Raw genomic sequence first — 12,591 nt, forward strand, 5'->3', positions numbered from 1 at the left:
ATTCTCCCCCAATGGACAGAACCGATCGAAAGATCCTTGCCGAGCTGCAAAAGGATGGTCGCCTGTCGGTGACCGAACTGGCCGAACGCGTGGGCTTGAGCCTGTCGCCCTGCCATCGCCGGCTCAAGGCGCTGGAAGAGTCCGGCGCGATCCTCGGTTACCACGCACGCCTGGCCCCCGCCGCCCTGGGCCTGAACTTCGCCGCGCTGGTGTTCGTGACCCTGCGCGAGGTCACCCGCCAGCCGGTGGCGGACTTCGAGGCGGCGGTGAGCGCGATCCCGCAGATCGTCGAGGCACAGCGGCTGTTCGGCGACCCGGACTACCTGCTGCATGTGGTGGCCAAGGACCTGCCGGCGTTCCAGAAGCTCTATGACGAGCAATTGACCAGCATTCCCAACGTGAAGCGGCTGAGCTCGACGCTGGTGATGAAAGAGGTGATCCAGGACCGGTTGTTGCCGATGTAGGTAGCCTGTCGTCTGCGCCGGCCCTTTCGCGGGTAAAACCACTCCCACAAGATTGTCACCTGCTGGCTGACGGATGCAGTACCTGTGGGAGCGGGTTTACCCGCGAAAGGGCCCGCCCGGGCAACCTGTTCTTGTGCACCATGAACGCGCACCCCGCCCCAGCCCTGTGCTCCCGCAACCACCCAACGCTCACGCAACCCACCCACCTCAGGGCCTCCCGCCACCTGGCACCTTCCTTGCTGCCGTCCACCGCTTGACCTCCCGCCGGCCTTAGGTTTTTTAAGGCCCATGAGCACAAATTTACTAATTTCCCCTTCCCCGCCCGCCCCCCATCATCGCGCCAACAAGAACGCGTCGCCCTTTGCCGGCACGCCCCCGGGCACCTGCGGTTGCCCCTCCTTGCCTTGGAGTCAGTCATGACCAGTGCAGCCAATTCGGCACCCCTCATCGAGAAACACACGATCGGCTACGTGCCGCCGCAAGACCGCCATGGAAAGGTAAGGGATCTGTTCACACTGTGGTTCGGCGGCAACATCGCGCCGTTGCCCATCGTCACCGGCGCGCTGGGCGTGCAGCTGTTCCACCTGAACCTGGTCTGGGGCATCGTCGCGATTCTCGTCGGCCACCTGGTCGGCGGCGTGCTCATGGCCCTGCACTCGGCCCAGGGCCCGCAGATGGGCATCCCGCAGATGATCCAGAGCCGCGCCCAGTTCGGCTCGCTCGGCGCGCTGCTGGTGGTGGTGATCGCCGGGGTCATGTACATCGGCTTCTTCGCCTCCAACATCGTCCTGGCCGGCAAGTCACTGCACGGGGTGGTCGAAGCCGTGCCGGTGTCGGTGGGCATCGTCGTCGGCGCCCTGGGTTCGGGCATCATCGGCATCATCGGCTACCGCTTCATCCACGTGCTCAACCGCATCGGCACCTGGGTGCTGGGCATCGGTATCGTGGTCGGCTTCGGCTATATCTTCAGCCATGTGCAAAGCGACGACTTCCTCACCCGCGGCGGCTTCAACCTGGCCGGCTGGCTGGCCACCGTATCTCTGGCGGCGCTGTGGCAGATCGCCTTCGCGCCCTACGTGTCGGACTACTCGCGCTACCTGCCGGCCGACGTGAAAGTCTCCTCGACCTTCTGGACCACCTACCTGGGCTCGGCCCTGGGTTCGAGCCTGTCGTTCATCTTCGGTGCGGTCGCGGTGCTGGCGATCCCGGCCGGCGTGGACACCATGGACGCGGTCAAGCTGGCCACCGGCAGCCTCGGCCCGGTCATGCTGGTGCTGTTCCTGCTCAGCGTGATCAGCCACAACGCCCTCAACCTGTATGGCGCGGTGCTGTCGATCATCACCCTGGTGCAGACCTTCGCCTACCGCTGGATCCCCACCGCCAAGAGCCGCGCCGTGCTGTCGCTGATCGTCCTGGCCGCCTGCTGCGTGGTGGCGGTGTTCGCCTCGGCGGACTTCATCGGCCACTTCGTCGACATGGTGCTGGTGCTGCTGGTGGTGCTGGTGCCGTGGACGGCAATCAACCTGATCGACTTCTATGTCATTCACAAAGGCGACTACGACATCCAGTCGATCTTCAAGGTCGATGGCGGCATCTACGGGCGCTACAACCCGCAGGCGCTGATCGCCTATGCGGTGGGCATCGCGGTGCAGATCCCGTTCATGAACACGCCGCTGTATGTCGGGCCGGTGTCCGCGCACATCAATGGCGCCGACCTGTCGTGGCTGGTGGGCCTGGCGATCACCTCGCCGCTGTACTGGTGGCTGGCCAGCCGGGACAGCGCGTATCGTCGCCGGCAGGTGAGCGCGAAGCTGGCGGCTGGGGTGTGATGTCGGCCCGATGACCCGAAATGGAAAAACCCGCTATTGCGGGTTTTTCACTGCCGTTGCTTGGAATGCGTTCTACTGAAGCGCCCAGTCCATCTGTTTGAGATGCACGCCCAGTATCATAGATTTTCATGTAAGACGATGCTGCCCCCGCCGCCAAACGCCCTCCCAATTCAAATACCTCACCGATGTGCAGCATCACGTAACTGAAGCAACTGCATTCCGCTCGCCCCCGGAGATCATCATGACCTTGTAACCTTGACAAACGACGCTAGAAAAAATAGCCCTCCCAAGCCAACAAACAAGCAATAGCTACTTATTTTCATGCTGTACTTCAAGAAATTCGGAAACTCATTACTGTCTTCGAGATTCAACCAACCACGACGAAACCCTAAGGATGGCCATATAAAAGCTAGACTCATGGCACTCACGATCAGCATGCGCGACCTTAATCTCGTCGTCCCCCAGAGGAAAATTTCATCCTCAAGGCCGCGACTCCGACCAAATGCACGGCACATGATATTAAATTGATGGGAGCCCGCAATATAGGCATTGATGACGACTCCAATAATCAACAATAGAAAGGGGACGATCAGCAACACCAGCCTTAAACCAACAGGCCATTCACTTAGATCAATCATATGCGGCCTCACAAACCAGTTAGCACGACCATCCTCCTGATTCAGCCCTCACTCGCTCCATCGAATGATCCGCTCCAACGGGGATATCAAGCACGCCTAAACTCTACTAAAAGTGCAACGAAAGCCATCCAGGCGAGAGCTATAAGTATGCAATACATACCTAACTTCATGCGCTTTCTCAAATAGGTCGGAAAATCATGAATGTCCTGCGGGTTCAGCCACCCCTGACGAATGCCTAGTCTTGGCCAAACCATCCCCGCCGTCATGGCACTCACCGTCATCAGTCGAAACTTTAGCGTCAGCGCCCCACCACTTTTCAGCTCCTCACGAAGACCTTCGCTTCGCTGCAGTGCGTCGCACATCACCTTGAAATGTCGCGAACCTGCGATATGCAGTTCAATTGCAAGCCCGACCAGCCCAACGCCGAAAGGAGCGAGTATTAACACTATTCTTAGTTCCACAGGCCACCAACTCAAGTCAATCACAAACAGCCTCGCACAACAATTCGCCTGCCCTTCCACCGAGCTTCCCCCCCGAAGGAACATGCCCTGATCGCTGCAATCTCACAGTTAAATCCACACGACAGACCTCATGAAACCTATTTTTAAGGTGTCGAAAAATGGTAAGTCCATCAGCCTGATCGTGCGAACGTCAACAAACCAGTAGCAAGCACCAACCACAAAAAACCAACAAGAGATAACCATGCGGAAATCACCATCAGTCGCCGAAGATTCTTAGGAAAACTCCTAATCTCCTCCTCTTCGAAAAGCCCTTTCCTAACCACATAAGACGGATAGAGAAACGCCCTACTTATTGTATTCACAAAATGCCATCTGTATTTTAAACTCGCCTCGCCGAGGTACCACCTCTGCTACTCGACCACACGCTTTTAGTCAGCACTCCAATCACTTGGCGATAACATTCAGCGCGAGCAAGAAAATACTCATTTCGCCCACCACCATATAAGGACTCCCTCAACCACTCTCCTCCCTTTCCATGGCTGAGGCTCCCAGATAAGAACCAGCTCCACACGGGCGCTGTGGCCATCAGACATGCATCATGCACGTTTGAACTCAACAAAAATCACAATAAACGATACCCAGCCCATACCAATAGCCATAAAACACATGGCGATTGTCATCAGCCTTTTTAGATAACCCGGAAATTCTCGATAGTCCTGCGGATCCAAATCACCTTGTCGTATTGATTGCGCCGGCCACAACAGAGCACCTGTCATCGCACTAACCGTCATAGCTCTGAATTTCAAAGTATAGGCACCCCCTCGCCCAAGTTCCTCACGCAGACATTGACTTCGCTGAAGCGCTGCGCACAACACATCAAAGTTGTGCGACATAGCAATATACATATGAATCGCCAAGCCCGAGAATATGATAAAAAATGGAATCAGCAATGAAGCAATCTTTAAATCTGCTGACCAATTACTCAGATCAATCACGAACGCACCCACAGTATTTCATGAGCGAGCCACATCAACAAAAAGCACAATAAATGCCGCAGAACTCAAGGCAATAAAAACACAACAAGCCGCAACCTTCATACGCTTTTTGAGATAGGCCGGAAACTCACGATAATCCTCAGCATTCAGACTACCTCTTCGAATTGCTAAAGCCGGCCATAATAGCTCACCCATCATGGCACTAACCGTCATAGACCGAAATTTTAAAGTATAACCTCCCCCTCTCTTCAGCTCCTCACGCAGACATTGACTCCGTTGAAGCGCCGCACACATAACATCAAATTGTCTCGAGGAGGCCATATGCGTGACTAGTACAACACTGACAAACAAACTTACGAACGGAACTAATAGTATCACAATCCTCAAGCCTACCGACCAATGGCTCAAGTCAATCATATATAGCCTCGACCATTGCGTTTCCACAGGCTGCTTTACCAATTTATCGAAACAACGAGCTTACTTGATTGCCGCGCCCCACCCAGAGCGCCTATGCCGCCTCCAGAAAGTTAACTTAGATATTAAAACCCCGGCACAATACAAGCTCCCACTGGAACGCTACTCATATCCATTTAGTGCGCACCTTAAAACTCAAGAAATAGCATAATGAATGCAGCCCAGGCCAAAGCAATCAACATGCAGTAGCTGGCCACCTTCATACGTGTCTTGAGGTAGACGGGAAAGTTTTTATAATCCTCCGGATCCAGGCTCCCCTTACGAATTGAAAGCGCCGGCCAACATAAAGCTCCTGCCATGGAGCTCACTGTCAAAGAGCGAAACTTTAAAGTATATCCCCCTCCACGCTTCAGCTCCTCATGCAGGCATGGACTCCGCTTAAGTGCTGCACACATCACGTCAAAATGTCGTGAGGCAGCAATATGCGCATTGATTGCAAGGCCGGCGAGCCCTGTCAAAAATGGTACAAGCAGAATCGCGATCCTCAAGTTAGCCGGCCAGCCACTGACATCAATCATAGGCTATCTCGTAAATCAGCTCCCCCATCTTTTCGCCGGCTTCACTCAAAGTCACAGCCCCACCATATGAGCCTGTACCAACCATCGCTATACCGCAGACCGCTTTCCCCCATGGGCCAAAATTACAGACCAATCTGATTGCAAGTTTCCCTACCTCTGCGCCGATAGCTCCTCCCGCAAGCCCGCCAGTAAAGCTACCGGTCTCAGTAAGTCTGACCTTTTTACACTCCTCAGTTTCCCCCGCACGGCAAGCCTCATAGATCTTCATGTAAGACGATGTCGCCCCCACCCCCACCGCAACATATCCCCCATACTTCAAGTACTTCGCCATCTTCGCCACTTCATCCAGATGCGTCGCATACCCCGGAATCGCCCCCGGCGCACCAGCCTTGGACCAGTGGTGCACCAGGCTTTTCGTGGAGATCCCCAACCCCTTGCGCAGACGTTCATGCCGGCCCAGGTCCAGGTACTTGCCAAGAAACGCGCTGTGCAACTGCGCGTTCAACTGTGCATACAACACCTTGCGCTCAGCAAAGAACTGCTGGCTGTTCAAATGCCGGTGCAAGGCGAACTCCCGCTGGTGCAACCGCTCGATCCCCTTGAGCGTGTCCCCCACCTGCCCTATCCCCCGCGCCAGCATGTCCTTGCCTACGCCCATGGACAGACTGGCGCCGCTGAGCACCCCGGCGACTTCACCGATGTGCTGCATCATGAAGTCGGCTTCCTCCTCGCTGAGGATCGCCAGCGACTCACGTGCGCTGCGCGCCGCGGCCATCAAATCGGCCTCTTCGCGGGTGCAGGCGAAGCTGTTGTCGGGGGCACCGAGCACGAAGAGCTCGCCGGCCTTGAAGCCTTGGTCGAAGGTGGGGTTGAGCCGGCGCACCAGCGACATGGGCAGGGTGCCCTGCACCGTGGCCAGCTGCTGCAGCACCTGCTCGCCGGCCATGCTGCGGGGCACGATGTAGAACCCGGGTTGCAGTGCGGAGGGTGCCGTAGAGACGGCGTGGGTGGCAGGCATGGGCCGCTCGACAACGCCACGCGGGACAGCCCGGGGATCGCTGGGTACCGGCGCCGACGCCCCGCGCGCCAGGCTGGGCATCTCGTCCAGCGGGGCAATCAGGCGATTGCTGCCCAGCGGGCAGCCACAGCGCACGCGCGCGCCGTCGACGACGGTAGGCACGCCGTCCTGCAGGAAGCGAGGGTCGCCGTCGATGAGTGTGCCCACCTGGCCGCAGCGTGGGCAGGGCGTGGTCGAGTCGCCTTCGAGCAACCAGCCGCTCCCGTTCACGTTGCCCGCCGCCCGTTTGCCGATGCACGTGGCGCCCGTGGTGGTGCGGTCGCCATCGAGGCCTTGCGCCTTGCCGAAGATAACGATGCGCAGATTCATCGGCGGGCACCCGATGCGCGGCCCTTGAAGCTATTCCTTGTCATGCGGCGTTTCCTTGTGCGTGGAAAACGCAGAACGCTAGCAGCTCAGCGGTGGCGCTGGGGGGGGCGGTGGCAAGTAAGGAAACCTCCTACAGTAGACTGGGATGACTCTGACTTACGCAGCCTTTTCGAGGCGTTCGCCGGAAGCCTTGCAGCGCCTAGGAGATCGAGCGCCGCCCGCGCGGCGCATCGCGGATGAATCCGCTCCTACATCGGTTGCAACGTGCCGCACCTGTCAGGCCATGGTTGCCTGCCTTGGCGCCAGCCGAAAAATCGCGTCGTACAAACAAGGCGGACAACCATGACCTATCAGGCATAGGCACGTTGCAACGAATGTAGGAGCGGATTCATCCGCGATGCGCCGCACGGGCGGCGCTCATCAGTCGAAACTTTAGCGTCAGCGCACCACCGTTTCTCAGCTCTTCGCGAAGACCTTCACTGCGCTGCAACGCGTCGCACATCACCTGGAAATGGCGCGAGCCTGAGATATGCAACTGAATTGCAAGCCCGGTCAGCACAATAACGAAAGGAGCGAGTAGCAACACTATCCTCAACTCCACAGGCCACCAGCTCAAATCAATCATAAGCAGACCTGTAGCTGTAACCTTAACGGGTAAATGATGATCAACCAGCCCGTGTAAACGCCAGCAACGCCACTGCAAATATCAACCATAAAAATCCAATAATGGAAAACCAGGCAGATACAACCATCATGCATCGAAGACCGGCAGGGAAAGCCACTACCTCGCTCTCGTCAACAAGGCCTTTGCGAATGACATAAGAAGGGTAGAGAAACGCTCCACTGACTGTATTTATAAAGTACCACCTGGATCTGAAACTTAGCTCATCGAAGGAACGTCTCCGCTGTTCCACCCAAGCACTTCTGGGGAGCGCTTTGACAACACGGTCGTAACAGCTCTCACGAGTAAGCATCAAACTCATGATCAGTCCGATCTGGCAAAGCAAAAACGGTATCGCCATAAACACCATGGCCCATCCCGTCGACCAGAAACTGCTCATTTCGATCGCCACTCATACAAAGCTTCTCCTAGCCACTCACCTCCCATACCACCACCTGTGGCACCGATGAATGAACCTGCCCCTACAAGCACTAGACCGCACGCAGCACCCCCTACGCCAGCTGTAACAGCACCTACGGCTCCACAAGAGAAGGTGGCCATCAGGGTGCCTACCCGTGCACCATGAACGCCACCGGCAAGCCCGCCAGCAAAGCTGCCAGCTTCAGTGAAGCGAACCTTTCTGCATTGCTCGGTTTCCCCTGCACGACATACCTCTTGTACTTTAAGGTAGGACGATGTCGCACCTAACCCCACCGCCACATGCCCCCCATACTTCAAATACTTCGACATCTTCGCCACTTCATCCAAATGCGTCGCATACCCCGGTATCGCCCCCGGCGCACCAGCCTTGGACCAGTGGTGCACCAGGCTTTTCGTGGAGATCCCCAACCCCTTGCGCAGACGTTCATGCCGGCCCAGGTCCAGGTACTTGCCAAGAAACGCGCTGTGCAACTGCGCGTTCAACTGTGCATACAACACCTTGCGCTCAGCAAAGAACTGCTGGCTGTTCAAATGCCGGTGCAAGGCGAACTCCCGCTGGTGCAACCGCTCGATCCCCTTGAGCGTGTCCCCCACCTGCCCTATCCCCCGCGCCAGCATGTCCTTGCCTACGCCCATGGACAGACTGGCGCCGCTGAGCACCCCGGCGACTTCACCGATGTGCTGCATCATGAAGTCGGCTTCCTCCTCGCTGAGGATCGCCAGCGACTCACGTGCGCTGCGCGCCGCGGCCATCAAATCGGCCTCTTCGCGGGTGCAGGCGAAGCTGTTGTCGGGGGCACCGAGCACGAAGAGCTCGCCGGCCTTGAAGCCTTGGTCGAAGGTGGGGTTGAGCCGGCGCACCAGCGACATGGGCAGGGTGCCCTGCACCGTGGCCAGCTGCTGCAGCACCTGCTCGCCGGCCATGCTGCGGGGCACGATGTAGAACCCGGGTTGCAGTGCGGAGGGTGCCGTAGAGACGGCGTGGGTGGCAGGCATGGGCCGCTCGACAACGCCACGCGGGACAGCCCGGGGATCGCTGGGTACCGGCGCCGACGCCCCGCGCGCCAGGCTGGGCATCTCGTCCAGCGGGGCAATCAGGCGATTGCTGCCCAGCGGGCAGCCACAGCGCACGCGCGCGCCGTCGACGACGGTAGGCACGCCGTCCTGCAGGAAGCGAGGGTCGCCGTCGATGAGTGTGCCCACCTGGCCGCAGCGTGGGCAGGGCGTGGTCGAGTCGCCTTCGAGCAACCAGCCGCTCCCGTTCACGTTGCCCGCCGCCCGTTTGCCGATGCACGTGGCGCCCGTGGTGGTGCGGTCGCCATCGAGGCCTTGCGCCTTGCCGAAGATAACGATGCGCAGATTCATCGGCGGGCACCCGATGCGCGGCCCTTGAAGCTATTCCTTGTCATGCGGCGTTTCCTTGTGCGTGGAAAACGCAGAACGCTAGCAGCTCAGCGGTGGCGCTGGGGGGGGCGGTGGCAAGTAAGGAAACCTCCTACAGTAGACTGGGATGACTCTGACTTACGCAGCCTTTTCGAGGCGTTCGCCGGAAGCCTTGCAGCGCCTAGGAGATCGAGCGCCGCCCGCGCGGCGCATCGCGGATGAATCCGCTCCTACATCGGTTGCAACGTGCCGCACCTGTCAGGCCATGGTTGCCTGCCTTGGCGCCAGCCGAAAAATCGCGTCGTACAAACAAGGCGGACAACCATGACCTATCGGGCATAGGCACGTTGCAACGAATGTAGGAGCGGATTCATCCGCGATGCGCCGCACGGGCGGCGCTCGGTCCTGAGAGCGCTGCATGACCCTCGCCTGCAACCTGGCAGCCGATACACGATCAAACACCTTCCTTGAGCAACAAAAAACCCGCCTAAGCGGGTTTTCTGCCAGGTCAATGACTGCTGCGCAGCATCTCCTTCGGCACGTACTTGCCAATCTCGTACTTGCCGATCGCCGCCCGGTGCACTTCGTCCGGCCCGTCGGCCAAACGCAGGGTCCGCTGCATCGCATACATGTACGCCAACGGGAAATCACCACTCACCCCCGCCCCGCCATGCAACTGAATGGCCCGGTCGATCACCTTCAGCGCGACATTCGGCGCCACCACCTTGATCTGCGCGATCTCGCTGCGCGCCACCTTGTTGCCGACGGTGTCCATCATGTATGCGGCCTTGAGGGTCAACAGCCGCGCCATGTCGATCTCCATGCGCGAGTCGGCGATCTTGTCGATGTTGCCGCCCAGGCGCGCCAGCGGCCGGCCGAACGCGGTGCGCTCCACCGAGCGCTTGCACATCAGCTCCAGGGCGCGCTCGGCCATGCCGATCGAGCGCATGCAGTGGTGGATGCGGCCTGGGCCGAGGCGCCCCTGGGCGATCTCGAAACCGCGGCCCTCGCCGAGGATCACGTTTTCATAGGGCACACGCACATTCTCGAACAACACCTCGGCGTGGCCGTGGGGGGCGTCGTCGTAGCCAAACACCGGCAGCGGGCGGACGATCTTCACCCCCGGCGTGTCGGTGGGCACCAGGATCATCGAGTGCTGCTGGTGGCGCTGGCCATCCGGGTTGGACAGGCCCATGAAGATCATCACCTTGCAGCGCGGGTCGCAGGCGCCGGAGGTCCACCACTTGCGGCCGTTGATCACCCATTCATCACCGTCGCGCACGGCGGTGGCGGCCATGTTGGTGGCGTCCGACGAGGCCACGTCCGGCTCGGTCATGGCGAACGCCGAGCGGATCTCGCCGCGCAGCAGCGGCTCGAGCCACTGGCGCTTCTGCGCCTCGCTGCCGTAGCGCACCAGCACTTCCATGTTGCCGGTGTCCGGCGCCGAGCAGTTGAACGGCTCCGGGCCCAGCAGCGAGCGGCCCATGATCTCGGCCAGCGGCGCGTACTCCAGGTTGGTCAGCCCCGCGCCGTATTCCGATTCGGGCAGGAACAGGTTCCACAGGCCTTCAGCGCGGGCCTTGGCCTTGAGCTCCTCGACAATGGCGGTGGGTTGCCAGCGGTCGCCCTCGGCGACCTGGCGCTCGAACACCGGCTCGGCCGGGTAGACGTATGCATCCATGAAAGCGCTGACGCGTTCGCGCAGTGCCTGGACCTTGGGCGAATAGGCGAAATCCATCGGGGCTACCTTCCGTCAATGAAGAACATGGGCCTGAGCCTAGAACAGCCGGCCTTCATCCACCTAGTCTATTTTCTACGTGTATAAACATTCATAACCGATATATGATCGACCGATAACTCCAACAAAGAGCGGCGCCCATGAACCTCAGCAAGGTCGACCTCAACCTGTTCATCGTCTTCGACGCCATCTACACCGAAGCCAACCTGACCCGCGCCGGGCAGATCGTCGGCATCACCCAACCGGCGGTGTCCAACGCCCTGTCGCGCCTGCGCGAAACCTTCAACGACCCGCTGTTCGTGCGCACCGCCCAGGGCATGGTGCCCACGCCCATGGCGCAGAACATCATCGGCCCGGTGCGCAGCGCGCTGACGCTGCTGCGCACCTCGGTGCAGGAGAGCCGCATCTTCACCCCGCTGCAGGCCAGCAAGACCTTCCGCATCAGCATGACCGACCTCACCGAGGCGGTGATCCTGCCGCCGTTGTTCCAGCGCTTGCGCCGGCTGGCACCTGCACTGGTGATCGAAAGCTTTTTATGCAAGCGCCGCGAGACCACCAAGGAGCTGGCTGCCGGGCGCCTGGATTTCGCCGTGGACGCGCCGCTGAACACCGACCCGCAGGTGCGCCACGTCAAGCTCATGCAGGACCGCTACGTCTGCGCCATGCGCCCGGGCCATCCGCTGGCCGAGCACAAGCTGACCCTCGACGCCTACCTGGGCATGACCCACATCCATATCTCCAGCCGCCGCAACGGCCTGGGCTATGTCGACCTGGCCCTGGGCAAGATGGGTGTGCAGCGCCGCGTCGCCCTGCGTTCGCAGCACTACCTGATGGCCTCGCAGGTGCTGCAGCAAACCGACATGGTGATGACCGTGCCCGAGCGCTTCGCCCGCCGCCACCAGTTGCGCCACCAGCCGCTGCCGGTGGAGGTGCCGCCCCTGGAAACCCACCTCTACTGGCACGAAAGCACTGATCAGGACCCGGCCAACCGCTGGATGCGCGAACAGATCATCGAGTTGTGCGAACGGGTGGCGGTGCAGGACGAGCAGGCGCTGGAAAATGCCTGAGCATTGCATGATGGCGAACAGCCGCTAGCACACCCATGCTATCGGCCAGCGTCTGGCCCCGTGCTACCGTCGACGACGTTCTCCCTCACCTGACATCAGGCCCGGCGCCCTTCTGCCCGGGCCCTGCAAAGGACCCTGCCGACATGAAGACAACCCTCGCCACCCTCACCCTCGCCGCACTGGTCCTCACTGGCTGCGCCACCCCCAAGCAATGGGAAGCTACTGGCGGCAGCAAGAACGATGGCCTGGTGCAGGTCTCCTACGAACAGGGCCAGTTCGAGAGCGGCCAGAGTGACGCGGCGCAGGGGCTGCAGGTTGCCACCGCGCGTTGCAAGACCTGGGGTTACCGAAACGCGGAAATCACCGGCAGCGAAAAGAGCCTCTGCCGCACCATGGGCCAGTACAACTGCCTGCAGACCACGGTCACCCAGGACTACCTCTGCAAGAAGTGACCCTTTCCCCATCGCGGGGGCCGGTTGCATGGGCTCCCGCACCTTGTCCCGCGCGCATTGCCATGGTCTTTCAGTAACCCTTG

General features: G+C 59.8%; 13 protein-coding genes. 4 read left to right on the top strand and 9 right to left on the bottom strand.

The features are described from left to right. Positions 1-11 precede the first annotated feature (11 nt). The gene (locus tag JYG34_RS15920) at positions 12-464 is read left to right on the top strand and encodes an Lrp/AsnC family transcriptional regulator (RefSeq protein ID WP_213657357.1); all 453 of its coding nucleotides are present in this window, start codon (positions 12-14) and stop codon (positions 462-464) included. A 416-nt stretch (positions 465-880) separates the two neighbouring features. Next, positions 881-2,293 carry a purine-cytosine permease family protein gene (locus tag JYG34_RS15925; RefSeq protein WP_213657358.1) on the top strand — a complete coding sequence of 471 codons (1,413 nt, stop codon included), beginning with the start codon at positions 881-883 and terminating at the stop codon, positions 2,291-2,293. Positions 2,294-3,017: 724 nt separating this feature from the next. Here the strand turns inward: JYG34_RS15925 and JYG34_RS15930 are convergent. From JYG34_RS15930 to JYG34_RS15970, 9 genes are all read right to left on the bottom strand, one after another. Beyond that, complete coding sequence (locus tag JYG34_RS15930; protein ID WP_213657359.1) at positions 3,018-3,416, bottom strand: hypothetical protein; 399 nt, start codon at positions 3,414-3,416, stop codon at positions 3,018-3,020. Between the two features lie 572 nt (positions 3,417-3,988). Continuing rightward, the gene (locus tag JYG34_RS15935; protein ID WP_213657360.1) at positions 3,989-4,387 is read right to left on the bottom strand and encodes a hypothetical protein; all 399 of its coding nucleotides are present in this window, start codon (positions 4,385-4,387) and stop codon (positions 3,989-3,991) included. Positions 4,388-4,405: 18 nt separating this feature from the next. After that, entirely contained in the window at positions 4,406-4,600 is a 195-nt protein-coding gene (locus tag JYG34_RS15940; protein ID WP_213657361.1) for a hypothetical protein, read from the bottom strand. 389 nt (positions 4,601-4,989) lie between these two features. After that, positions 4,990-5,379, bottom strand: coding sequence for a hypothetical protein (locus JYG34_RS15945; RefSeq protein WP_213657362.1), 390 nt, complete (start codon positions 5,377-5,379; stop codon positions 4,990-4,992). Then, entirely contained in the window at positions 5,372-6,766 is a 1,395-nt protein-coding gene (locus JYG34_RS15950) for a PAAR domain-containing protein (protein ID WP_349629295.1), read from the bottom strand. The genes JYG34_RS15945 and JYG34_RS15950 overlap by 8 nt, the downstream gene beginning before the upstream one ends. A 388-nt stretch (positions 6,767-7,154) precedes the next feature. After that, the gene (locus JYG34_RS15955) at positions 7,155-7,391 is read right to left on the bottom strand and encodes a hypothetical protein (protein ID WP_213657363.1); all 237 of its coding nucleotides are present in this window, start codon (positions 7,389-7,391) and stop codon (positions 7,155-7,157) included. A 40-nt stretch (positions 7,392-7,431) separates the two neighbouring features. Beyond that, positions 7,432-7,827 carry a hypothetical protein gene (locus JYG34_RS15960; protein ID WP_213657364.1) on the bottom strand — a complete coding sequence of 132 codons (396 nt, stop codon included), beginning with the start codon at positions 7,825-7,827 and terminating at the stop codon, positions 7,432-7,434. Beyond that, positions 7,824-9,233 carry a PAAR domain-containing protein gene (locus JYG34_RS15965; RefSeq protein WP_349629296.1) on the bottom strand — a complete coding sequence of 470 codons (1,410 nt, stop codon included), beginning with the start codon at positions 9,231-9,233 and terminating at the stop codon, positions 7,824-7,826. The genes JYG34_RS15960 and JYG34_RS15965 overlap by 4 nt, the downstream gene beginning before the upstream one ends. A gap of 526 nt (positions 9,234-9,759) precedes the next feature. Beyond that, complete coding sequence (locus JYG34_RS15970) at positions 9,760-10,989, bottom strand: acyl-CoA dehydrogenase (protein ID WP_213657365.1); 1,230 nt, start codon at positions 10,987-10,989, stop codon at positions 9,760-9,762. 140 nt (positions 10,990-11,129) lie between these two features. Between JYG34_RS15970 and JYG34_RS15975 the strand changes: the two genes are divergently transcribed. Together JYG34_RS15975 and yecR are read left to right on the top strand one after the other, a co-directional pair. Beyond that, positions 11,130-12,056 (top strand): LysR family transcriptional regulator, encoded by a 927-nt coding sequence (locus JYG34_RS15975; protein WP_213657366.1) that lies wholly within the window; start codon positions 11,130-11,132, stop codon positions 12,054-12,056. 143 nt (positions 12,057-12,199) lie between these two features. Next, entirely contained in the window at positions 12,200-12,508 is a 309-nt protein-coding gene (gene yecR, locus JYG34_RS15980; RefSeq protein WP_213657367.1) for a YecR family lipoprotein, read from the top strand. Positions 12,509-12,591: the final 83 nt, after the last annotated feature.

Origin of the sequence: Pseudomonas entomophila, from assembly GCF_018417595.1 — a bacterium.
Classification (GTDB): Bacteria; Pseudomonadota; Gammaproteobacteria; order Pseudomonadales; family Pseudomonadaceae; genus Aquipseudomonas; species Aquipseudomonas entomophila_C.

What these genes read in the sequence shown, in the direction of transcription:
- yecR (WP_213657367.1), top strand. Translation starts at nt 12,200, where the DNA reads ATGAAGACAACCCTCGCCACCCTCACCCTCGCCGCACTGGTCCTCACT.
- JYG34_RS15960 (WP_213657364.1), bottom strand. Translation starts at nt 7,827, where the DNA reads ATGAGCAGTTTCTGGTCGACGGGATGGGCCATGGTGTTTATGGCGATA.
- JYG34_RS15940 (WP_213657361.1), bottom strand. Translation starts at nt 4,600, where the DNA reads ATGACGGTTAGTGCCATGATGGGTGAGCTATTATGGCCGGCTTTAGCA.
- JYG34_RS15945 (WP_213657362.1), bottom strand. Translation starts at nt 5,379, where the DNA reads ATGATTGATGTCAGTGGCTGGCCGGCTAACTTGAGGATCGCGATTCTG.
- JYG34_RS15975 (WP_213657366.1), top strand. Translation starts at nt 11,130, where the DNA reads ATGAACCTCAGCAAGGTCGACCTCAACCTGTTCATCGTCTTCGACGCC.
- JYG34_RS15965 (WP_349629296.1), bottom strand. Translation starts at nt 9,233, where the DNA reads ATGAATCTGCGCATCGTTATCTTCGGCAAGGCGCAAGGCCTCGATGGC.
- JYG34_RS15970 (WP_213657365.1), bottom strand. Translation starts at nt 10,989, where the DNA reads ATGGATTTCGCCTATTCGCCCAAGGTCCAGGCACTGCGCGAACGCGTC.
- JYG34_RS15950 (WP_349629295.1), bottom strand. Translation starts at nt 6,766, where the DNA reads ATGAATCTGCGCATCGTTATCTTCGGCAAGGCGCAAGGCCTCGATGGC.
- JYG34_RS15955 (WP_213657363.1), bottom strand. Translation starts at nt 7,391, where the DNA reads ATGATTGATTTGAGCTGGTGGCCTGTGGAGTTGAGGATAGTGTTGCTA.
- JYG34_RS15920 (WP_213657357.1), top strand. Translation starts at nt 12, where the DNA reads ATGGACAGAACCGATCGAAAGATCCTTGCCGAGCTGCAAAAGGATGGT.
- JYG34_RS15925 (WP_213657358.1), top strand. Translation starts at nt 881, where the DNA reads ATGACCAGTGCAGCCAATTCGGCACCCCTCATCGAGAAACACACGATC.